General features: G+C 69.4%; 17 protein-coding genes and 1 pseudogene. 11 read left to right on the top strand and 7 right to left on the bottom strand.

Annotated features, from left to right (window positions below; genetic code table 11):
- The first annotated feature begins 63 nt into the window (after positions 1–63).
- Both ABEA87_RS03610 and ABEA87_RS03615 read left to right on the top strand, forming a co-directional pair.
- Entirely contained in the window at positions 64–1323 is a 1260-nt protein-coding gene (locus ABEA87_RS03610; RefSeq protein ID WP_345625990.1) for a sensor histidine kinase, read from the top strand.
- Positions 1320–1946: a response regulator transcription factor gene (locus ABEA87_RS03615; protein WP_345625992.1), complete on the top strand. Its 627-nt coding sequence runs from the start codon at positions 1320–1322 to the stop codon at positions 1944–1946. The genes ABEA87_RS03610 and ABEA87_RS03615 overlap by 4 nt, the downstream gene beginning before the upstream one ends.
- Before the next feature lie 354 nt (positions 1947–2300).
- Here ABEA87_RS03615 and ABEA87_RS03620 read toward each other — a convergent pair whose 3' ends face one another.
- The gene (locus ABEA87_RS03620; protein WP_345625994.1) at positions 2301–2648 is read right to left on the bottom strand and encodes a hypothetical protein; all 348 of its coding nucleotides are present in this window, start codon (positions 2646–2648) and stop codon (positions 2301–2303) included.
- 341 nt (positions 2649–2989) lie between these two features.
- Between ABEA87_RS03620 and ABEA87_RS03625 the strand changes: the two genes are divergently transcribed.
- The 4 genes from ABEA87_RS03625 (at position 2990) to ABEA87_RS03640 (ending at position 6650) form a co-directional block, all read left to right on the top strand.
- Positions 2990–3535, top strand: coding sequence for a GNAT family N-acetyltransferase (locus tag ABEA87_RS03625; RefSeq protein ID WP_345625996.1), 546 nt, complete (start codon positions 2990–2992; stop codon positions 3533–3535).
- 143 nt (positions 3536–3678) lie between these two features.
- Positions 3679–4764 carry an MFS transporter gene (locus ABEA87_RS03630; protein ID WP_345625998.1) on the top strand — a complete coding sequence of 362 codons (1086 nt, stop codon included), beginning with the start codon at positions 3679–3681 and terminating at the stop codon, positions 4762–4764.
- 142 nt (positions 4765–4906) lie between these two features.
- Positions 4907–5791, top strand: coding sequence for an SDR family oxidoreductase (locus ABEA87_RS03635; protein ID WP_345626000.1), 885 nt, complete (start codon positions 4907–4909; stop codon positions 5789–5791).
- Positions 5792–5795: 4 nt separating this feature from the next.
- A complete protein-coding gene (locus tag ABEA87_RS03640; RefSeq protein WP_345626002.1) occupies positions 5796–6650 on the top strand; it encodes a hypothetical protein in 855 nt (284 codons plus the stop codon).
- Between the two features lie 442 nt (positions 6651–7092).
- On the opposite strand, the gene ABEA87_RS03645 is transcribed toward ABEA87_RS03640, so the two are convergent.
- Both ABEA87_RS03645 and ABEA87_RS03650 read right to left on the bottom strand, forming a co-directional pair.
- Positions 7093–7710: a hypothetical protein gene (locus ABEA87_RS03645; RefSeq protein ID WP_345626003.1), complete on the bottom strand. Its 618-nt coding sequence runs from the start codon at positions 7708–7710 to the stop codon at positions 7093–7095.
- A gap of 14 nt (positions 7711–7724) precedes the next feature.
- Positions 7725–8150 (bottom strand): annotated as a pseudogene (locus tag ABEA87_RS03650) (LysR substrate-binding domain-containing protein); the annotation flags it as partial.
- A 422-nt stretch (positions 8151–8572) separates the two neighbouring features.
- Between ABEA87_RS03650 and ABEA87_RS03655 the strand changes: the two are divergent.
- Entirely contained in the window at positions 8573–11458 is a 2886-nt protein-coding gene (locus ABEA87_RS03655) for an FtsX-like permease family protein (RefSeq protein WP_345626005.1), read from the top strand.
- 11 nt (positions 11459–11469) lie between these two features.
- Positions 11470–12234: an ABC transporter ATP-binding protein gene (locus ABEA87_RS03660; RefSeq protein ID WP_345626007.1), complete on the top strand. Its 765-nt coding sequence runs from the start codon at positions 11470–11472 to the stop codon at positions 12232–12234.
- A gap of 62 nt (positions 12235–12296) precedes the next feature.
- On the opposite strand, the gene ABEA87_RS03665 is transcribed toward ABEA87_RS03660, so the two are convergent.
- Both ABEA87_RS03665 and ABEA87_RS03670 read right to left on the bottom strand, forming a co-directional pair.
- Entirely contained in the window at positions 12297–12467 is a 171-nt protein-coding gene (locus tag ABEA87_RS03665) for a hypothetical protein (RefSeq protein ID WP_345626009.1), read from the bottom strand.
- 335 nt (positions 12468–12802) lie between these two features.
- The gene (locus ABEA87_RS03670) at positions 12803–14080 is read right to left on the bottom strand and encodes an FAD-dependent monooxygenase (RefSeq protein WP_345626011.1); all 1278 of its coding nucleotides are present in this window, start codon (positions 14078–14080) and stop codon (positions 12803–12805) included.
- A gap of 77 nt (positions 14081–14157) precedes the next feature.
- Here ABEA87_RS03670 and ABEA87_RS03675 point away from each other — a divergent pair, with 77 nt between their 5' ends.
- On the top strand, positions 14158–14745 hold the full coding sequence (locus tag ABEA87_RS03675) for a TetR/AcrR family transcriptional regulator (RefSeq protein WP_345626013.1): 588 nt from the start codon (positions 14158–14160) through the stop codon (positions 14743–14745).
- A 97-nt stretch (positions 14746–14842) separates the two neighbouring features.
- Here the strand turns inward: ABEA87_RS03675 and ABEA87_RS03680 are convergent, their stop codons facing one another.
- Positions 14843–16591, bottom strand: coding sequence for an FG-GAP-like repeat-containing protein (locus ABEA87_RS03680; RefSeq protein ID WP_345626015.1), 1749 nt, complete (start codon positions 16589–16591; stop codon positions 14843–14845).
- Between the two features lie 397 nt (positions 16592–16988).
- Between ABEA87_RS03680 and ABEA87_RS03685 the strand changes: the two genes are divergently transcribed.
- Complete coding sequence (locus ABEA87_RS03685; RefSeq protein WP_345626017.1) at positions 16989–19634, top strand: hypothetical protein; 2646 nt, start codon at positions 16989–16991, stop codon at positions 19632–19634.
- A gap of 261 nt (positions 19635–19895) precedes the next feature.
- A complete protein-coding gene (locus tag ABEA87_RS03690; RefSeq protein WP_345626019.1) occupies positions 19896–20366 on the top strand; it encodes a MerR family transcriptional regulator in 471 nt (156 codons plus the stop codon).
- Here ABEA87_RS03690 and ABEA87_RS03695 read toward each other — a convergent pair.
- A complete protein-coding gene (locus tag ABEA87_RS03695; RefSeq protein WP_345626020.1) occupies positions 20347–21534 on the bottom strand; it encodes an FAD-dependent monooxygenase in 1188 nt (395 codons plus the stop codon). The genes ABEA87_RS03690 and ABEA87_RS03695 overlap by 20 nt on opposite strands.
- Between the last annotated feature and the right edge of the window lie 54 nt (positions 21535–21588).

Consider the following 21588-nt stretch of genomic DNA (forward strand, 5'->3'; position numbering starts at 1 on the left):
GAACCAGGTGGGCGCGGCCGACGGCCGCTTCTGCGCTCGCCCCGCAGCACTTAGGCTGATCCCGTGAGCTGGGTGGGACGGCTGTTCGACGAGCGCTACACGCTCGTGCGGATGATTCTGCTCGACCTCAGCGGCGTCGGCTACTTGGTCTTCGGCGCGCCGGCCGGCTCGCCGACGGCCACGCAATGGATCCTCGCGGTGGCCGCGTTCATCGTCGCGCTGGCCCTGCACCGCCGGCTGCTGCTCAACCTGGTGGGACAGGCCGCACTGCTCGCGATCGCGATCGGCGTCATCGACGACGGGATGATCAATCAGGTCGGCGCCAGCTGGGTATTGCTCGAGCTGACCATGTGGACGCGCCGGCCGCGGACCATCTGGCTTGCCGCCGGGCTGCTGGCCGCGGTCGACCTGACCGACTCGATCGGCGACCCGTTCAGACGGTTCGTCTCGGGGGTCTTCGGGCTGTGGGCGGTGGTTGGCGTGCCGCTGCTGCTCGGTCTGGTCATCCGAACCACCCGCCAGCTCAGCACGCAGGCCGAAGAGCGGGCAGCGGAGCAGCAGCGCCGGCGCGAGTCCGACAATCGCGCCGCGCGCGCCGACGAACGCAGCGCCATCGCCCGGGAACTGCACGACGTGCTCGCGCACCACGTGGCGTCGATGGTGCTGCGGGTCGGCGTGGCCCGGCACGTGCTCCCCGACCTGGATCCGCGCGTGGGCGAGGTGTTCGACGACGTGCACGGCACGGGGACCGCGGCCCTGGCGGACCTGCGCCGGTTGGTCGCGGTGCTGCGCGACCCCGACGGGGTACGCGGCGACGCGGCGCTGGCCGCGATCGAGCCCTCGGCGCTGCCGGCAGCACTGCGCGCGGCGGTCGATCGGGCCCGCCAGGCCGGTGTCACGGTGGAGGCCGACATCGATCCGGTGGTCGGCTCACTCGATGCGGTGCGGGGCCTGGCGGTGCTGCGACTGACCCAGGAGGCACTGACCAACGTCGCCAAGCACGCCGGCACGTCCGCGCTGGCGCACCTGTCGGTTTCCGTGGTGGACGAGGCCGTCCATTGGGAGGTCTCGGACAACGGAGGTGGCTGGGTGCCGGCCACGGCACCGTCCGGCGGCGGCCACGGCATCACCGGCATGCGCGAACGCGTCGAAGTTCTCGGCGGCCAGTTGGAGGCGGGTCCGACCGGCTCGGGATGGCGGGTGCGCACCATTCTCCCCGCCACGCTCACCGCGCCGGGGGTCCCTACCGCCTCCCCCGCCGTCATGCCGGCGCCCGACGCCCGCGAGGCCTCACCCGGGCCGCGCACGCCCGAGCCGGCATGATCCGCGTGCTGCTGGTCGACGACCAGCACCTCATCCGCGCGGGCCTACGCATGCTGTGCGACGCCCAGCCCGACATCGAGGTCGTCGGTGAGGCCGACAACGGCCGCGAAGCGGGTTCTCTGGCCGCTCGGCTACGCCCCGACCTCGTCGTCATGGACCTGCGCATGCCCGGCGTCGACGGGATCACCGCGACCAGCCGGATCCTCGCCGATCGCCCCGCCACCCGGGTCCTCGTGCTGACCACGTTCGGCGACGACGATCACCTCTATCCGGCCCTGACCGCCGGCGCCTGCGGGTTCCTGCTCAAGGACGCACCACCCGCCGATCTGCTGGACGGCATCCGCCGGGCCGCCGCGGGCGACAGCCCGTTCAGCCATGAGGTGCTGCAACGCCTGATCCAGCGCGCGGTGCACGCCCGCGCCGAGACCCCTCGGCAGGCCCAGGGACTGACCGCGCGCGAACAGGACGTGCTGAACCTCGTGGCCGAGGGTCTGTCCAACGCGGAGATCGCCGAGCGGCTCCACATCGGCGTCACCACGGTCAAGACTCATATCACGAGTTTGATGACCAAGACCGACAGCCCGAACCGGGTGCGCCTGGCCTTGTACGCCCGGGGCGCCTGACAGCCGAGGCATCTCGCGCCGATGCTCGGCGGCATCGTTCATTTCGACCTGCTCTCCGATGCCTCCGGAGCTTCGAGGAGCGGTCCCAGAGTCAATCGCGGGCTCACGTGCCGCACGAAGCACTGCCGGTGTGCCGCCATCGTCTGACCAGCAGACCCGCCGTTGTGGACCTCGACGAACAAACCCTCCCCGGCTTCGGTAGGGTCCACCGACGCCCAGCAGTAGGCGCAGTTCCAACGGTCAGGGATACTCACGCACGCACCCTATGCCGTCCGCCCCGCAGCAAGATCAGGCACACCGGTCTCGGCAGTTCGCTACGTCCGGCACGCGGCCCGTCGGTTCCCTGACACGGCACTAGCTGGGCTGGAGTTTGCCGGCCAGGCGGGGCCATGGCACACCACCGACCGTGGTGCAGATGCCGTAGACCCTGGCGTGGCTGGTCCAACCGTTGATCCGACCACGGTTGTTGCTGATCTGAACCCGCAAGCGATGATTGTCCACCGCCGAGACCAGGTGAAGATGGACGCTGCCCGCCACCCTAGCCAGCACGATGTCGCCGACCTCGACCGCAGTCGGGTCGACTGGGACAACAGTTACCAGTTGCCGACTACGGATCAGCGGCACCATTGACGAGCCGGTCGGGCGGAAGCTGACGGTGACGCCCGCGGCAACCCGGGCCGCGATCGCGTCCAGCGCTCCCATGGCCGACAGCGTGCTCGCTCACACCACGCCGGGCAACCCAGTTTCTTCCCGTCCCGGAGGCGAGCGGACAGCAGCAAAAGCGTGCACCAAATTGTGCCTCGGCCGAGGGCTACCGAGGTCTGATGCTCACGCACCACCCGCCAGCCTTGTTGCCACTGACTTGCAATAAGGTGGTGGCACGCAATGAAGCCAAGCAAGGGTGGACGACCGTGTTGCTTGAAGAAATCGGGACCGGGCCCCATGGCGATCTGGCCAGCTTAGTGAGCGCATGGGTACGTGGTTGGGTCATCTCCCGAGCCACGCCTCCACCCACTAGGGTGCCCGGCGGATGGCGTGTCGACGTGGGACTGCACGCTCACCGCCTGCGGTACGTGCTGCACGATCCCGACGAGCAGACCCTTGCTTGGCTCGGCCGGCACCAGAACGCACCTGGAACCTGGATCAAGATCGCAGGAAATCCGAACCACTTGCGTGCTGCTCTCCCGGCCGAGTGGAGGCTTGCGGACACCGGCTACCTCATGACGACGACGTACCGGGCCGCTTCCGACGCAACTCCTCCGTCGCCGTACACCGCCCGGCTTGAGACCTCCGGCGATGTTGTCACTGCTATCATTCTCGACCCTGAGGGGCAGGTTGCCGCGTCCGGCAGGTTCACGACCGCCGACGCGCTCGGGATCGTCGACCAGGTCGAAACCGCACCTGCACACCGGCGCCGCGGACTGGGCAGCGTCGTCATGCGCGCGCTCGCGCTGCACGCCCTTCGAGTCGGCGCGGACACCGGTGTCCTGGTCGCTACTGACGAGGGTCACCGCCTTTATCGAGCTCTCGGGTGGAAAGTACGCACACCCATCGCGGCCGCGTACATGCCAGAGCCCAGAAGTGCCTGATCTACGCACGTTCATCGGCAAATGTGCGAGTCTGGCCAAGCGGCCACGTCCCGTCCGGACCTCGCCGCTGGTCCTTGTCGCAGGCACTGGAGTGCTGGCAACGCATCACCCGCCAGTACCCCAGGCCGTTCGCACATTTGGGCATGGACGTCAACGCACTGGGGCTGATCCTGCTCGTACCACTCGGTGACCTGGTGGAGCGGCGGCGGCTTGCCGTGTCGCTCTACGCGGCGACCGCGGTGTTCCTGCTGGTGTCGGCCACCGCAGCCAACGGCATGGTGCTCTTGGTCAGTACGGCCCTGACCGCACTGACCTCGGTGGGAGCGCAGGTCGTGGTGCCGTTCGCGGTGACGCTGGCGGCCCCGGCCGAACGTGGCCGGGTGATCGGCACGGTGATGACCGGGCTGCTGGTCGGTGCGTTGCTGGCGCGCACCGCGTCCGGACTGCTCTCGGGGCTGGGCGGCTGGCGGACGGTGTACTGGGTGAACGCGGTCCTGATGACACTGATGGCCGTGCTGCTGCGCGTCTTCCTGCCCCGGCTCGGCGGCGACGGCGGACGCCTGTCTTACCCAGGTCTGCTGCGCTCGACGGTTGCGATGTTCCGGTACGAGCCGCTGCTGCGGTCGCGGGCGGGTATCGCCGCCTTGAGCATGGCTTCGTTCAACGTGTTGTGGACGGCGCTGACCTTCCTGCTGGTGCGGTCGCCGTACGGCTGGTCGGCGTCCGCCATCGGCCTGTTCGGCCTGGTCGGCGCCGCGGGGGCGCTGACCGCCTCGGTGGCGGGGCGGCTGGCCGACCGCGGCCACGTGCAGATCGTGACCGGCGCCGGGACGGTCCTGCTGGTGGCGTCGTGGCTGGCGATCGCCAACGGGGGGCGCTCGCTGGGCTGGCTGCTCGTCGGCGTGGTGGTGCTGGACTTGGCGCACAAGGCGGTGCTCAACAGCAACCAGAACGTCATCTACGCGCTCCGGCCTGAGGCCCGCAACCGGATCAACTCCGCCTTCACGACCTCCTATTTCCTCGGTGGCGCGGTGGGCTCCGCGCTGACTTCGGTGGTTCGGGTGCACGGCGGCTGGACTGGCGTGTGTGTCTTGGGCGCCGTCTTCGCCGCCGGGACCGTCGCTGTCTGGGCTGTGGAGCGCGTCAACGTCAACCGGGCGGCGGGGATGCCACCGAAGAGCCCGGTTCAACCCGGCCATGACCCGGCACCGGCCGCCTCAACCAAATGACTCAAGGAGCTGAAGCCATGCGTATGACCGAGTTCGGAGCGGCGCGAGACGTGGGGAGCCGTGTGGTAGCCCGCGGCCACGAGGTCCCCGCCGAGGGAGACGCCCCGACCCGTATCCCCGCTACCGCCAAGGAAGAATGAGCGTGTCACGTACCGTGCTGATCACCGGAGCCACCGGAACCGTGTCCACCGCACTGATGAATGCGCTGGAAGGAGCCGATGTGGATCTTCGTGCTCTCGTCCGCGAGGAGTCCAAGGCGGACGGCCCGCGCAAGCGGAACGCCGAGGTCGTCGTCGGCGACCTAGCTGACGCTCGGTCGTTGCCGCCCGCCTTCGAGGGTGTCCAGGACGTATGGCTACTCACCCCGAACGGCCCGCGTGCCCCGGAGCACAACATGAACGCCGTGTGGGCCGCACGCCAAGCCGGTGTGGAGCGCATCGTGCGCTTGTCCGTCGTCGGCGCGGCACACGACGCGCCGAACCGCAGCGGCAGGCTGCACGCGCTGTCCGACCGGGAGACCGAACGGTGCGGGATGCTCTGGACGATCCTGCGTCCACTCTGGTTCATGCAGAACCTGCTGAACGAGGCAGGCGACATCTCCGCCACCGGTACATTCTCGCTGAACATGGCCTCAGCCCGGATCGGTATGATCGACGTACGCGACATCGCCGAGTGCGCTGCGCGCGTACTCCTCGACGACCCCGATCGCCATCATGGCCAGACGTACACCCTCACCGGCCCGCGTTCGCGGACGTTTGCCGAGGTCGCCGACCAATTGAGTCTCGCCCTCGGCAGGCCCATCACGCACCTGCCGGTCAGCGACGACGCCAAGCGCAAGACACTGGTCGGCTACGGCGTTCCGAAATGGATCGTCGATATGATCGAGGAGTATGCGCAGGCGTATGCCTCCGGCTGGGGCGACTTCGTCACCGATACGGTCGCCGACCTTCTCGGCCATCCCCCGCGCGACATCGCTGACTTCGTCCGCGACCACGCCGCAGCGTTCACCTCGGCCGATGACACCTGAACCCGTGACCCGCTGGTCCGCCGCGAGACTTCTGCGCCTCGGCGACGATGCCCTTTGCCTCGGTCCGCGCGACTTGCGGCATGAGCGTGCACCCGCCGAGATCGCGTGGTGTCTACGGTTATCAGCTGTCCGCTATGGTTGGCAGTTGATGACTACGGGTTACGTGTGGGCCGCCGATGCCGCGCCGGTGGCCGGCGACCGGGTACGAACGGCCGGACCACCGTGGACGGTTGTGTGGGCGACCGTCGCGATGATGCCGGTGGCCGGCTGGCCGGGCCGCCTGTTGTCGGTGAACGTCATTGAGCCGGCAGCCGATAAGGACCAGCCTCGCGCCGGCGCCCGATACCTGCGGGCAACCGACGTCGAAGTTCTCGGTGAATTGCCGGTGGCGCCGGTCTTCGGGCAGCATGGGGACGCCGTGGTCGAGGTGTTGACGGTGGCTCACCAGCTCACGGTGGACGAGGCCGCCGTCCTGGCCGGTGCCCACAGCCCGGACGCCGACACCGCGTTGGACCGGACCTGGGAACGCTGGTTGGCGACGCAGCCGAAGGGCGCTGTATACGCCGGTCGCGGGCACTGGGGTGTCCTCGCGATCCCTGGCGCTGGCGCGGCATACTCGCCGGTCGGCCACGGGCTGACGCTGGTGTCGTCGCTCGTGTTCAAGGCGGCCGGACCGGCGGCGTACACGGTGCCGGACGATCGTGACGAGGACGGTCGCGATTGGGTGCTCGATCAACCCTGGTGCACGGCCCGTGACGCGCTGACCTCGGCCGCGATGGGCCTCGGTGCCCCAGAGTTCGCATCCGATGATGTGGCCGCGCTCACCGCCGGTTGGCGCACGTTGCGAACAGGGACATGACCCGAGCCGTCCGCGCAGAGCTGTTGCACCGCGTCGCGGTAGCGCCGATCGCCGACGAGCTCGGGAACAGTTTTGCCGCGATCGTCGCGCCGTCCGGGCACTCGTACGGTGAGGAAGTCGCTCAGCCGGTATAAGGCGTCCTCACCAACGATGGGGTCGTATCGATCGGTGAGCGCGTCGGCCAGGTCCCGCAGGCCCCCCGGGTCGATGAGGAACTTGGTCTCCATGGGAATCCGATGGATCAGCGGATGTTCGCCGATGATGTCGGCGATCCGTGACGTTCCCGAACGACCCGTACCCGCGACGAAGATCGGTGAGGGGGAAGGCATGGCGAGCAGTCAAGCTCTCGGACCGACGGCTGTGCAAGCCATTTATCCTTGTCAACCGGTGCTGCGGGTCAGACGCCCACCCGTCACGCTCGGTGCCTGCCGGACGGCAACCTTCATGGACGCGGGGCGCCGTCCCAGGTCCAGGAGGTTTGCGCGGGTAGGCCGGGAAGGTCCGCACGTCCGGTGGCCCACAGAAGTGTCGGCCACGGTTCGCCGTCCGTTGGCGCGGACGGGAACAACCGGCGCAGCGCTCCGGTACAGAGATCGGCGGGCGGGGACCACGTCAGGTCCAATCCGACGGCCACGTCATGCGTATGAACGAGCACCTCGACGACTCCCATCGCGGCAAACCCGGAGGGGTCGGAAGGGCCGTACGCGTGAAATGACAGCCGGTCCGGTGGCACGGCGTCTACCACCGCCGCCAGCATCGTCGCGCAGGTCTCGAAGACCTGCAGCAGCCCGGACGGCCCTTCGGCCGGGTCCACGAAGACGGTCAGGCACGGCCCACCCGGACGGCGTCGGTGCCAGCCGAAGGGCACATGGGTGCTCGTGGACGGATTCGCGGGACCGAGCTGCGCGGCGTACACGAAGAGATCGTCACTCATGTGCTCGACCGTCTCCCAGCAACTCCATTCCAGGCCGCCGGCCAGTTTCTGCCAGTCGAGATGGGTGGCTGCCGCAAGGGTTTCACGGGCAAGCTCGGCGGTCCGTGTCACGTCATCGGCGATCATCCATCAATAGGGGATCATCGCGGCCCCTGACGCAACCCAATTTCCGTACCGTTGGCGAAGTGCCGGGGCGAATCAGACTCCCTCGGTCGGCGGTGCTGGAGACAGGCACGGACGAATTCGCCGATCACCGGGTTGTTGTCATCGCCGAGGGCCCAGGCCACCCCGACCTGGCTGGGGCTGACACCCGTGACGGGCCGGTAGGTGACCCCGGGACGTTGGTAGAAGCGGGCGGTGGCCTCCGGGGTGAGGCTGACACCATAACCGCTGGCGATGGCCGTCAGCCACTCATCCGGATTGTGCGTGACGGCACCGATGCGGACCTCATGACCGTCTCGTTCGTCCGTGGACAGCCAGTAGTCACGCCACCAGCCGGACTCCGGCGGAGTGGCGATGAAGGGCTCGTCCCATAACCGCTGGAAGGGGATCTCGGTGAGTTCGGCGAGTGGGTGAGAGCCGGGTTCTTACGCGGCAGATCGCTGAGCAGCCCCCGCACGTACTTACCCGCCTGCACCAACGGCTCCCACCGGGCGAAATGCGCACCCAACAGGCCCATCAACTCGGCGAGCTTCCCCGCGGCCCGCCCGGCCTCTACCATGGCCGCACCGGCCACCTCGTGATATTCGTTTGTCGACACAACATCGGACGCTCACGCGGTGGCCGCCCTCTTGCTGCACACCCTGTCCGACAAGACGCAACTGACCAAAGATCAGGTCACGAAGTACGGCTGCCCCACTATGCCCGCCTTTTCCGGCTCCAGGCGGACGGATACCAATTGCTCGCGTCCAGCCAGTGAACGTCGCGACCGTGGCGCGCGAACGTACGGAGTTATGTGACACGCACAGGGATATACGGAAGGGCACATATGTTGGGCATCGTACTGGCGCAGCTACGCCACCGGTTCGGGCGCGCGGTCGCGCTGCTGGCGGCGCTGCTCGTCGCCGTGACCTCGTTCGCAGTTCTGACGGCCACCGTCAGCACGCAGCGCCTCGAGGTGACCGGCACCGTCAATAACAACGCACGCGGCGCGTACGACCTGCTTGTCCGTCCGGCCGGATCGAAGTCGGACCTGGAGGTCCGAGATAACCTGGTCTCGTCGACCGCGCTGACCAGTTTGACCGGCGGCATCACCACGGCCCAGTGGCAGCGGATCTTGAAGATCTCCGGCGTCGGTGTCGCGGCGCCGATTGCCCTCGTGGGGTACGCGCTGCCGACGGTGAACGTCCCCGTCGACCTGTCCGGAGTGGTGACCCCGGGCCAGAAGTCGCAGGTGTACCGCGTCGAATCCACCCAGATCTCCGAGCGGGGCCTCACCTCGATCCCGGCCCACGATCAGTTCAGCGCCCCCGGTTCCTACGTGTTCATCTCGAATGCGCCGATGGGTGCCGCGGACTCGCCGAACGGGCCGGTGCCGGTGCTCAACAAAGCCAACGGCGAGGGCAAACAGATCTGCCCGCGTCCGACGCTGACCGTCAACCCTCAGACAAACGAGGTGTCGACGTTCGTCGAGATATCCTGCGGCTCGATCAACGCCACCAATACCTACAACGCCCCGGGCGGCGCCAACAGCCACGCCTCGGGTAGCGCGGAGCCGACCGGCGTCACGTCGGTCTCATGGACGTTCCCGTACCTGATCGAGGCGATCGACCCGGTTCAGGAGGCCAAGCTGGTCGGGCTGAACACGGCGGTGACGAAGGGCAACTACTTCTCCGGTGACCAGGGTCCAACCCAGGCGACCGGCACGCTCGCCGCGCTGCTGGGGGACCAGGGCGCGGACGGGGACGAAAAGACGACGCTCACCAGGATCCCAGTGCTGCTGGCCAACCGGACACCCGTCGACGAACAGCTGAAGGTGGCGGTCAGCCGCCTGCCTGCCGCCGCCGCCGACCAGGTCGCGGCCGGACTGGATCCGACGCAGCTCGTGTCCACGCTGCCGCAGATGTCCGGTACCCCGGTGACCACGTTGACCGTCGATGCGCCGACGGCGTACTCGGCGCTGCTCGCCGCACTGGAGGGCAAGTCCGCGACGAACAGCGGGCAGAACACGCTCGACCAGTACCTGAGCGCGCTCCCGATCACCTACAACGATCAGGGGTCGGGTCTCGCCGCAAGCGCGCTGCCCAAGGGCGCCAACCCGCTCCTCCCGTCGCACGCGTTGAGCTTCCGCCTCGGCACCGGTGACCTCGGCAACACCGGTGACCTCGTCGACACCGCCACGCGTTCGATGAAACTGCACGTCGCCGTACTGAACCAGCAGGTCGGAAACCAGGTACAGACCGCGCCGGGCTTCGATGTGGTTGGCGAGTTCGATCCGGCCAAGCTCACCGCATCGTCGTCCGGGCTCGGCGGCGTACCGATGGAGACCTACTTCCCTGCCGCGGCCTCCGGAGCCGACCCGACCTCGCGAGCGGCGTTGGGCGGCAAGACGCTTCTGCCCAACGGCAATGTCCGGGGCCTGTTGTCGGTGCCGCCGAGCATGATCACTACGCTGTCGGCGCTTTCCGTCATCGACAACCCCAAGCAGTACGACAACACCACCGCGGCGGCCGGAGTGAGCACGGCGGCACCGATCAGCGTGATCCGGGTCCGGCTGTCGGGCGCGCTCGGACTGGACGCCGCCTCGCGAGAGCGGGTCCGGCTGATCGCCCAGGAGATTCACGATCAGACCGGACTCGACGTCGACGTCACCATGGGCTCGTCGCCGGCACCGGTGACGATCCAGGATCCGGCCGGCCGGTACGGGCGACCGGCGCTGGCCTTGTCGGAGCTGTGGTCGCGCAAGGGCGTCGCCGCGCTGATCGTGTCAGCGGTCGATCGCAAGTCACTGATCCTGTTCATTCTCGTGCTGGTGGTGTGTGCGCTGTTCGTCACCGGTGCGACCGGCGCCGCGGTCCGCGCCCGCCGGACCGAGCTGGCCGTACTGGCGTGCCTCGGATGGCCGCCTCGACGGTTGTTCGGCCTGATCCTCACCGAGGTCGGCGCGCTCGGGCTGGTGGCAGGCATCGCCGGTGCGCTGCTGTCGTTGCCGATCGGGCATCTCGTCGGTGTGCCGGTGGACGTGGGCCGGGCAGCCCTGGCCGTACCGGCGGCGCTGCTGCTGGCGGTGATCGCGGCACTCTGGCCCGCGATCCAGAGTTCCCGCGCGCACCCCGGTGCCGCAGTGTCACCGGCGGTCTCCGGACCCAAGCGGGCAGTGCGCCTGGCCGGGATCTTCCGTCTGTCGCTGGCGAACCTGCGGCGCGTCCCGGGCCGGGCCGTGCTGGGTGCGACCGCGCTCGGTGTCGGCGTGGCCGCGCTGGTCAGCCTGGCCGGCATCAGTTCGGCGTTCCACGGCGCCGTCACGGGAACACTGCTCGGCGATGCGGTGAGTGTCCAGGTTCGCGGCACCGACTATGTGGCGGCCGCGATCGCCGCCGCGCTCGGAGCGTTCACGGTGGTGGACATGCTCTACATCAACATTCGGGAGCGGTTCGGTGAGTATGCGCTGCTGCACGCGATCGGCTGGGACGACGGCGCCGTCGTCCGGCTGGTGCTGTCGGAGGCGGCCGTGATGGCAGCCATCGGCGCGGTCGGTGGCGGCGTCCTCGCGTGGGTCGCGCTGACCGTGTTCGGTGGCCCGCTGCCCGGCAGCGTGGTGCTCCCGTCGGCCGGCATCGTCGTCGTGGCGGTCCTGCTGACCGTGATCGGTGCCGCAGCCCCGGTGAGCGTCATGCGCCGTTCGTCGGCTGCGGCGATCCTGGCCGAGGACTGAGGGCAACGGCGATGGCAATTCCGTTGGTGGATCGAGTGCAAGAGGAGAAGGTCATGTCAGGCGTACCGGTCCGGGTCGAATCGGTGTCCAAGACGTTCGGCAGCGGCAGTGCCGCGATCACGGCCGTCGATGACGTCAGCATCGAGCTCGGCGGCGGTACGGTGACGGCGCTGACCGGCCCGTCCGGATCAGGCAAGTCGACGTTGCTGCATGTGATCGGCGCCATCGAGAGCGCTGACAGCGGCGCGATTGTCGTGGGCGATACCACGATCACGTCTGCGGGGCGTCGTGAGCTGGCCGCGTACCGCCGTCATGTGGGGTTCGTCTTTCAGAGGTTCCACCTGCTCCCCGCGCTGACCGCGCGTGACAACGTGATCGCGCCGCTGATTCCGGATCGGAGGCGGGCGCGTGGCGCCGCCGACCGAGCGATGGAGCTATTGGCGTCGGTCGGCCTGGCCGGGCGCGAGAACGCGCTGCCGTCACAGCTGTCCGGTGGTCAGCAGCAGCGCGTGGCGATTGCCCGGGCCTTAATCGGCGAGCCGGGGATCCTGATCGCCGATGAGCCGACCGGCAATCTCGACTCCGCCAACGGTACGGCGATCGTCGATCTCCTGCTGGCGTTGAACGCCGAGCACGGCACGACGCTGGTCATCGCCACACACGACGCGGCGCTGGCATCGCGCTGCGGGCGAACAGTGACCCTCGCCGACGGGCGGATCCTCAGCGACACCGGCAGTGCGACCGGCACCGAGATGGCCGTGGCGGACGCTCTCTAGATGATCGTGTTCCGGCTGATGTAGGTGCCGGTCGGCCGGCACCTACATCAGCGGGGTTACGTCTACGCGGCGAGCGCGGTCGAGCGGAACAGGCCGACGATGTCGTCGAACACGATCGACACCGCAGCCGCGATATCGCCGGTCGTCGCGGCGATGATCCAGCCGGCGGCAGCGAGCGCGCCGCTGGGGTGGAGCGCGTCGGCGACCGTGGCAATGGCGCCGGCCAGGGCCACGGCAAGGTAGTGGGGCAGCCGTACTTCAGGAGGTCGCGGCCTTTTTCACTCAGCTGGGCAAGGCCGGATTCCAGGCCGAACCGTTGTTCCTGGAAGCCAACGACGAGTATGTGGTCGACATCCACCGCGGCTGGACCACCGAGGGTGTTGGCAAGGTCGACACTCTGTGGGCGTTGGTATGGCACTTCGACGCCGAAGGCAAGATCGACCGAGTGGTCAACCTCTCCGCCGACCAGCACCAGATGGACAGCAGTGCGTGGAAGGCAACGACACCGGCCGCATCATCCGCGCGTACGGACGACCGCGTCGGCTGGCGGCGGGGCGGCGTGCCCTCCTCACTCCACCCCGAGCCTGTTGCCCAGCCCGCCTCCGGGGTCGCCCGCGAGACCGACCCGGGCGCCCGACGCGGCGGGCGGAAGCGGGTAGTCGTCAACGGTCATGGCGTTGTAGACGCGTGCGGTCTTGGTGGTGAGGCGGAGGAGGGCACGGCTGGGCCCCGCGGGCAGGGCGGAGATCAGGCGGGCGCCCTGGACCAGTCCCCGCACCCCGAGGCGGGACGTGGGGATCAGGGTCTTCGCCGCGCTGAGCGCCGACGCGCGGCTGCCGCGCACGTGCTCCGCCATGGCGCGCTCGTAGGCGGGGAAGGCGCGCTCGTGGTCGCCGTCCGCCCGCGCCAACTCCCCGGCGAGGACGTAGGCGCCGACGATGGCGAGGCTGGTGCTGCCGCCGACGGCGGGGCCGGGGCAGTAGCCCGCGTCGCCGACCAGCGTGACCCTCCCCCGCGACCAGGTGTCCATGCGGAGCTGGGTGATCGAGTCGAAGTAGAACGCCGGAGTGCGGTCGAGTTCGTCCAGCCAGCGGTCCACCTCGGGATGCATGCCGTCGAACGCACCGCGCAGCAGCTCCTTCTGCCGGGGCACGTCGTGGTGGCCGTAGTCGAGCTTGCGCTCGCCGCGGAACAGGAACAACACCCGTGCGTCGCCGAGGTGCCGCGCGCCGTACATGCCGGCGGTACGCCCCACGCCGACGTGGATGAGCAGCTCACGGTCGAGGCCGGAGGTGTTGGGCAGGGTCAGCACCCCAAGGTAGGCCCCGATGAAGGCGTCGAAGCGGGACTCGTCGCCGAAGACGAGGCGGCGCACGTTGGAATGCAGCCCGTCCGCGCCGACGACGAGATCGTAGCGGCGCGGCGCGGTCTTCTCGAACTCCACCTCGCCGTCGGGCGAGATAGCGGTGATCGAGTCGCCGAAAACGTACTCGACGTCGTCGCGCGAGGCGTCGTAGTAGATCTCGCTCAGGTCATCGCGCATGACCTCGGCGTGCCGGTCGGACGTGGCGCTGAAAATTTTGGAGAGGTCCAACCGGACGGGGCGCCGTGCGCCCTGCGGGCAGAGGGTCATCCGGCTCGTGCCGGTGGCCCGCTGCTCGATGCGCGGGAGCACGCCCATCCTCTCCGAGATGGTCATCGCGGGCTGGTACAGGTCGACCGCGTGCCCACCGGTCTTGCGCAGAGCCGGCGCGCGCTCGATGACGGTGACGGAGAAGCCATACCTGGTGAGCCAGTACGCCAGCACCGGACCGGCGACGCTGGCGCCGGAGATGAGAACCCGCATGACCATTGCCTCCTGACTTAACGGTAAGTAAGTCTATCACGATACTTACCTATCGGTAAGTCAGATACACTGGGAGCATGCCTCGTCCCTCTGACACCAAGCAGCGGATCCAGGAGGTCGCCCGCGAACTCTTCGCACAGCAGGGTGTGCAGCGGACCAGCCTGCAGGAGATCGCCGACCGGCTGAACATCACCAAGCCCGCGCTGTACTACCACTTCTCCTCCCGCGAGGAACTGGTCCGCAGCATCGTGCAGCCGATCATCGACGAGGAAGAGGCGTTCCTCGTGAGCCAGGAGGCGCGCAGCGAGGTCGAACCCCGCGCCCTGCTAGAGGGCTACTTCGACTTCCACTACCGCAATCGCAAAGAGATCGTGCTCATGCTCAGCGAGCTGACCACGCTCGCCGACCTCGGCCTGATCGACCTCGTGCTGGCCTGGCGCAGCCGGCTGGCGAGGCTGCTGCACGGCCCCGAACCCACGCTGGAGCAGGCCACCCGGGCCGTGATCGCCTTCGGCGGCATCCAGGACTGCACCATCCAGTTCGCCGAGACGCCCAAGGACGAGCTGCGCCGGGCGGCCGTGGACGGCGCCTGCGCCGCCCTCGGCATCGAGTCCCGGCGCGAAGCGTCTGACGAAGGCCCGCGTACGACGTTGCCGGGCAGCTGAGCGAAAAGACGGTAGGGCGCGGTGCGCGACCGGCGCGGCGTCGGCGATGCCGCGCCGGTCCACCCCAGCTGCCGGACGGACTGGCCGCCCGGCCGTCTCAGGCGATCCGGGTGATCGCATCCCAGCCGCTGTCGCCGACCTGCGTGCGGGGACCGTCGGCGGGGTTTCCGGAGCTGTTGGTCCCGCCCGCGTAGAACTGCAAGGTCGCGTCGCCCGCGGTGGCCCACAGGTCGGTGGTGCCATTGCCGTCGGCGTCGCCGGCGGCGAGCAGCGGCCGGTTGCCGAGGGTCCAGCCGCGCGTACCGAAGACGGTCCGGTTGCCGAACGTGCCGTCCGGCTGGCCGCGGTACAGGTACAGAATGCCGCTGCCCGTGTCGCGGACCAGCAGGTCGGGACGGCCGTCGTGGTCGGCGTCCCCGGGAGCCGTCAGCGTCGTCGGACCCCAGCCACCGGTGCCGATTAGCCGCGGCGCGAGCAGGGCCGGCCGATGAGCGGGATCGCCGGGGTAGAGGTACAGCTGGTCACCGCGGATCGCCACCACATCGGGGTATCCGTCGCCGGTGAGGTCGCCGACACTGATCACTTGCGACACGGCGGACCAGCCGGAGGCGCCGAGCGCGACGCGCGGACCAAGACGGCCGTAGCCCTGGTTCGGATAGACCCAGAGGCTGTCCCCGACCCGGGCGACGATGTCCTCGGTGCCGTCGCCGGTGAAGTCGCCCCGGTGGCTGATGGCCGCGCCGGACCACCCGCCGGTGCCGATGACCCCGTTCGGCCAGACCACCGAACCGTCGCCGCGCCCCTGGTAGAGCCGCAGCCGGCCGCTCGAGTCGATCGCGGTGAGGTCGGGCAAGCCGTCGCCGGTCAGATCACCGGGAACCGAGGCGGCGGCGGGTGTGCGCGTGCGCAGATAACCGATCAGCGGGGCGTGGTCGGAGTAGCCGGTCGGGCCGTCCGGCAGCCCGTAGTGTGAGACGTCCACTTCGGACAGATCGGCGTCGCAGTAGTGGAAAAGCGTACCGGCGCCGGGCAGCGCGGCGAAGATGTGGTCGCGTTTCTTCCACACCTCCGTGCTGCCCGACCACGCGTGATGGGTCACCTCGTTGACCGCGTCCCCGGTGCTGTAGGAATTGCGGTCACACTCGTCGAACGCATCCTCCAGCGGGGCGAGCAATGTGGAGTCCGGGAACAGGTTGAAATCCCCGCCCAGCACCAGGTCGTACCGGTCCGGCCACACGGCATCGCGGATGGCGTCGATCTGGCCGGCCCGGCGCGGGTCGTCCGCGGCGGCCAGGACGTGTGTCGTACAGATCCGGGTTGTCCATTCCAGCGTACGCACGCACAGGATCGGCAATTGTTGAAAGTTGACGGCGGGCGTGCTGGGCACGGTCGGCTGGATCGTCGTCTCGGTGATCGTCGCCTTGACCGCGATGGCTTCGCCGATGTCGCCCTTGAGGTCGTTGGCGCCGTCGCCCCGGCAGTAACTGTTGCCGTCATCGGGCCGCTGCGCCACGGCGTGCCGGACGCTCCACTGTGGCCCCAGATCGGCGGCGAGCAGGCTGAGTTGGCTGCCGTCCTCACCGCCGCAGATCTCCTGAAGCAGGACGACGTTCGCGTCGTGCTCGGTGACCACCTTCGCGATCTCGGCCGCCTTTGCCGTCGGGTCGTTGCGATAGGGGCAGTACGCGTCGCTGCCCGGCAGCCCGCCCGCCTCACCACAGATGTTCCAGGTGACCACCCGCAGTTCCGGGTAGGCCGTTGCCGCCGAGCCTTCGGCCGGCACCGCCCCCAGGCCGAGCGATACCGCCGCCGGCAGCAACATCAACGCACGTAACGCGGGACGCATGGAGAACCTCTTCCCAAAGTCTGGTATCACGACGTTCAGAAACCGCCGTGACGATCCGGGGAACACGACAAGGCCCGCGCCCGATTCGCGCGAACACGAACTCTCCCCCGGTGGGGACAATGCTGGTTGTTCGCTTCGATCGACGGAGCAGCCCCACGGGATGTGATGCCCCGTGACCCACGTCACACTGATGAGTGTCGAAGTCCGCCCGTCATTTCGACGGAGGGCAGTTCGCAGCCGTCTCGACCAGTCCGGCGGGACGGCACACCGAACTGTGCGGCGGATTACCTCACGTCACATTCCGATCGGCTGCGGAGTCCTACTGCCGAGACGAGCACACCAGCCCGTGCGAACAGGACCAGGAAAGGGTGCCATGGTTCACCGTCAGCTATCCCGAATGCTCACCGTCGCCGCGACAACCGTCGCGGCGACCGGCGCGGTCGTCGTCGGTGTCGCGCCGTCGATGGCATCGGCCGCCACCGCCTGCGTCACACCGGACCTGTACGCGCACCAGACGGTGACACCCGCCAACGCCAGCGGCGGGGCCGACGTGGCCGCCGCGCAGTTCGGGGCGGCGGTGGTGGTCGCCGACTTCAACAAGGACGGATTCGCCGACGTGGCGGTCGGCGCACCGGCCGACAAGGTCGGCACCGTGGCCTCCGGCACGGTGACCATCTTCAACGGTTCGGCCGCCGGGCTGTCCGCCACCGGCAAGCGGCTCACCCAGACCAACATCGCCTCAGGGAACGAGGCCGGTGACAAGTTCGGCGCGTCGCTCGCGGCCGGCGACTTCAACAAGGACGGGTACGCCGACCTGGCGGTCGGCATCCCCGGCGAGGCGCTCGGCACCGCGGCCGGCTCCGGGGCTATCGCGGTCTTCCCCGGATCGGCCGGCGGCCTGAACACCGGCACCGCGTACGGCCAGACGACGGGCGGCAACAGCGACGAGGCCGGAGACGCCTTCGGCACCGCGTTGGCGGCCGGCGACCTCAACGGCGACGGGTACGCCGACCTCGCCATCGGCACCCCGGGCGAGGCTCCCAACGGCGGCACGGTCCACGGTGGAGCGACCTACGTCTACAAGGGATCGTCGACCGGCATCGTGCGCGGCTGGTCGGTCGACCAGAGCGACGCGACGGGAGCGAATGAGGCCGGTGACAGATTCGGCGCGGCGCTGGCCATCGGCAACGTGACCGGAGACAGCCACGCCGACCTGGTGGTCGGTGCGCCCGGCGAGGCACCGGGTAGCGACCCGGCCGCCGGTGGGATCTACATAATCCCGGGCTCCAGTACCGGCAAGGCCACCGGGTTCGGGCGCAACGAGGTCAGCGACGGCGGCACCAACGAGGCCGGGGACGCCTTCGGCAGCGCCCTCGCGGTCGGCGACTTCGACAGGGACGGCTTCGCCGACATCGCGGTCGGCATCCCCGGCAAGGCGTCCGGCGCATCCGCGGCCGCCGGCTCGGCCGCCATCTTCCCCGGCGTCTCGTCGCAGCTGGCCGCCGGGTACACGATCGACGAGTCGGCCACCGGTGAGGCGATCGGCGCCGGCGACGCGTTCGGCAGCGTGCTGTCCACCGGCGACGTGGACCAGGACGGGTACGCGGATCTGCTGGTCGGCGCCCCCGGCAAGGCGTACGGCAGCGCGCCCGCGGCCGGCGCGGCGTACCTGTTCGACGGCGGCGCGCGGCAGGCCGGCTCGACCCGCGGCCTCAACCTGGGCCGGCGCCTCGCGCAGACCGACGTCGGTGAGAGCAACGAAACCCACGACGCGTTCGGGGCGGGCGTCGCGCTCGGCGACATCACCGGAGACGGCAACGCCGATGCCGTGATCGGCTCCCCCGGCGAGGCGCCCACCGGTCAGCCGGCCTCCGGCACGGTGGTCCAGTTGACCAATCTGGCACCCCGTCCGGCCGCGGCGGTGAGGCGGCAGAATTTCACCCCGACGGTCGCGATGCAGGCGACTCCGAACGGCGGGTCCGCGGGCACCATCGAGTACGCGTACACCGACAACATCGGCCAGCTTGTACACGGGCACCGGGTCGATCTGGGCAACACGCTGTCAACCCAGTGGACCGTCATCTCCGGCGACCTGGCCTTCGCCGGCGCGCCGGCGCTCGCCGAGCAGGCCGACGGCAAGCTCGTCATGGTCGCGCACAACACCGACGGCACCATCGCGGTGAACACCGAGACCAGCACCAACCCCCCGGTCTGGGGCGGGTGGACCGACCCGGCCGGCCCGATGGCCTCACACCCGGGAATCGCCCGGCAGGCGGACGGAACCCTGGTGGCCTTCGCGGTGGACGCCGGTGGGGTGCTGTGGGCACTGCCCGAAATCGCGGCCAACGGCGGGTACGCGTCCTGGGTCAGCCTCGGCGTCGGGGGCCTGTCCGGCACCCCGGTGGTGGTGCCGGACAGCAATGGTCTGCAGGTGTTCGCGCTGACTCCTGCGGGGGCGGTGACCACGGCGCTGTACGCCAATCGCACCGTGTCCGGCTGCACCACGCTGGCCGGCTCCGGCTTCACCGGTCAGCCCTCCGTCGTCGCGTACCCGGGCAGCCGGTTGGCCATCTTCGCGCGGGCGGCGGACGGTTCGATCCAGACCATGACGCAGGACGATGCCACCGGCACGTTCCCGGACACCTGGGACACGATCGGCACGTTCACCGCGGCCGGGCCGCCGGCCGCGCTGCTGAGCCCGTCAACCGGCAAGGCCGAACTGGTCGCCCGCGACGCCGACGGTACGATCTGGAACACCGGCGAGACAGTCCAGGGTTCGGGCGTCTGGCGGAACTGGACGAACGTCACCGCGGCCGGCGACGTCGCCAGTACCGATCCGACGGTCTTCCGCTACTCGGACAGCGTGCACCTCACCTGGGCGTTCGTGTTCCGCAACAGCGACAACGTCTCCCGCGAGTACGAGGCGGTGTCCGTGGGGATCGGGCCGCAGGCGGCTAGGGCGGCCGCAGCCACGACGAAATTCACCGGGCGGACTCTGCCGGCGGCTCCAGCGGCCGGCCCGGCCGGTGGCGGGCTGGGCTGACTGACGGCTGCGTGAGCGATGGGCGGGGCGCCGCCGCGCCCCGCCCATCGCGCCGGGAGTACTGATGACGGGAACGTGCCACGACGGCGAGCGGTAGACCCTCTCGCGCGAACCGCAGCGCGACCGAGCGACCGATTCCGGGCCCTACCCCGATGATGACCGCGCCTGACATTGCCCACTCCCCGATCTCGTCGGCCGCTGACGGGTGAGGGCTAAACTTTCACATCGGCGTGAAGGTCAAGGACGGTGCGGAGGCCTCGGATGCGGATCGGCACGCTGGCCCGCGAAACAGGGGTAAGCGAACGCCTCCTGCGTTACTACGAGGAGCAGGGGCTCCTGCGGCCGGTGCGGCTGGCCAACGGCTACCGCGAGTACGACGAATCGGACGTCACCACGGTGTCCCACATCCGCGCCCTGCTCGCCGCCGGACTCCCGGAGCGCCACCGCCATCACGCAACTGGGGGCAGCGCAACAGGCGCTGGACAACCTGCTCGCCGCCATGGTCGCCCAACCCGGGCAGTCATCGCGGCGAGCCGCCGCGCCGCCCGTGGTGGTGGCCGACGTGGGGCAGCACGGCCGGCGCGCACCACAATTCAGTCGCGAGACCGCAACCCGATCCTCGCGGAGTTCCTCAGCCCGCTGAGCCGAGCGCACCCCGCCGAGCCGAGTGCCTCGACCACCCGGCCTCGGCCGTGGCGGAGCGGCACCGAGGTCAGTAGTCCTTCAGCGTGATCGCGTCGGCCTTCTGAAACTGCTTGGCGACGAGCGCGCGCCACGGCCAGCGAGTCATCATGGCCATCGAGAGGTTGCGCATCCGGATCATTAGCCCGCTGTTCGGCGCGAAGCCCTTCACGCCACCGGGTGGCAGGGTCTGGCACTGCTCCACATAGGCGCGCATGCCATCCTGGTACCGGGTGAACGCCGCCTCGTGGTCGTCCGGTGTCGCGGACAGCTCACCGGCGAGCACGTAGGCGCCGACGAGCGCCATCGCGGTACCGAGCCCGGCCAGCGGCGAGCCGCAGTATCCGGCGTCGCCGAGCAGCACCGTGCGCCCTCGGTACCACCGTCCCATGTGGACCTGACTCAGTGAGTCGAAGTAGAAGTCATCGGCGCCGGGCATGGCCGCGAGGACCTGCGGCACCAGCCAGCCCACTCCGGCGAACTTGGCACGCAGAATATCCTGCTGGGCCGGCACATCGCGCCGGTCGTAGTCCAGTGCCGGTGAGGTGAAGCTGAGCATCGCCTTGGCCGTGCCGCCATTCTCCGGCCGGATCCCGGCGACCAGGCCGCCCGGCGCGCCGTGCATGAGGAACCAGTGGTCGAGGTTGCCCGGGTCCGGGACCGTGAAGTAGCCCATGTAACCGCCGAGGTGCCGCACAAACTCCTGCTCCGGCCCGAAGGCCAGCCGGCGTACGCCGGAGTGCAGCCCGTCCGCGCCGACCACGATGTCGAAGCGCCGCACGGTACCGCTGGCGAACGTCACCTTGACGCCGTCCCCGTCCTCGGAAAGCCCGGTGATCCGGTCGTCGAACAGGTATTCGGCGCCCTCGCGCGTGGCGTCGTACAGGATGCGAGTCAGGTTGCCGCGCATGATCTCAATTTCGGCGACCAGCCCCTCGCCGTCGAACAGGTCGGCCGGCATTTTCGCGGTCCACCGGCCGCGACCGTCCACATAGGCGAATCCGCGCTCGTCGACGCGCTGCGCCCGTACCGTGTCCAGCAACCCCATCCGCTCGACCACTTCGCGCCCGGCACCGCGCAGGTCCACGGCGTGCCCGCCGGGTCGGGGCGCGGGCGCGACCTCCACGACCGTCGGCGCGAAGCCGTGCCGCCGCAGCCAGAACGCGAGCGCCGGCCCGCCGATACCGGCGCCCGAAATCAGTACCGTCCGGTTGACCATGGCTGTGCTCCCTCGTCGCGTACGATGTACCAACTCATGCGTACACCGTATGTG

The sequence above is a fragment of the Rugosimonospora acidiphila genome (assembly GCF_039543385.1).
GTDB lineage: Bacteria > Actinomycetota > Actinomycetes > Mycobacteriales > Micromonosporaceae > Rugosimonospora > Rugosimonospora acidiphila.

Bases quoted from the DNA above. Each gene is read 5' to 3' on its own strand.
- ABEA87_RS03615 (WP_345625992.1), top strand. From the start codon at position 1,320: ATGATCCGCGTGCTGCTGGTCGACGACCAGCACCTCATCCGCGCGGGC.
- ABEA87_RS03620 (WP_345625994.1), bottom strand. From the start codon at position 2,648: ATGGGAGCGCTGGACGCGATCGCGGCCCGGGTTGCCGCGGGCGTCACC.
- ABEA87_RS03630 (WP_345625998.1), top strand. From the start codon at position 3,679: ATGGACGTCAACGCACTGGGGCTGATCCTGCTCGTACCACTCGGTGAC.
- ABEA87_RS03645 (WP_345626003.1), bottom strand. From the start codon at position 7,710: ATGATCGCCGATGACGTGACACGGACCGCCGAGCTTGCCCGTGAAACC.
- ABEA87_RS03655 (WP_345626005.1), top strand. From the start codon at position 8,573: ATGTTGGGCATCGTACTGGCGCAGCTACGCCACCGGTTCGGGCGCGCG.
- ABEA87_RS03660 (WP_345626007.1), top strand. From the start codon at position 11,470: ATGGCAATTCCGTTGGTGGATCGAGTGCAAGAGGAGAAGGTCATGTCA.
- ABEA87_RS03670 (WP_345626011.1), bottom strand. From the start codon at position 14,080: ATGCGGGTTCTCATCTCCGGCGCCAGCGTCGCCGGTCCGGTGCTGGCG.
- ABEA87_RS03675 (WP_345626013.1), top strand. From the start codon at position 14,158: ATGCCTCGTCCCTCTGACACCAAGCAGCGGATCCAGGAGGTCGCCCGC.
- ABEA87_RS03680 (WP_345626015.1), bottom strand. From the start codon at position 16,591: ATGCGTCCCGCGTTACGTGCGTTGATGTTGCTGCCGGCGGCGGTATCG.
- ABEA87_RS03685 (WP_345626017.1), top strand. From the start codon at position 16,989: ATGCTCACCGTCGCCGCGACAACCGTCGCGGCGACCGGCGCGGTCGTC.
- ABEA87_RS03690 (WP_345626019.1), top strand. From the start codon at position 19,896: ATGCGGATCGGCACGCTGGCCCGCGAAACAGGGGTAAGCGAACGCCTC.
- ABEA87_RS03695 (WP_345626020.1), bottom strand. From the start codon at position 21,534: ATGGTCAACCGGACGGTACTGATTTCGGGCGCCGGTATCGGCGGGCCG.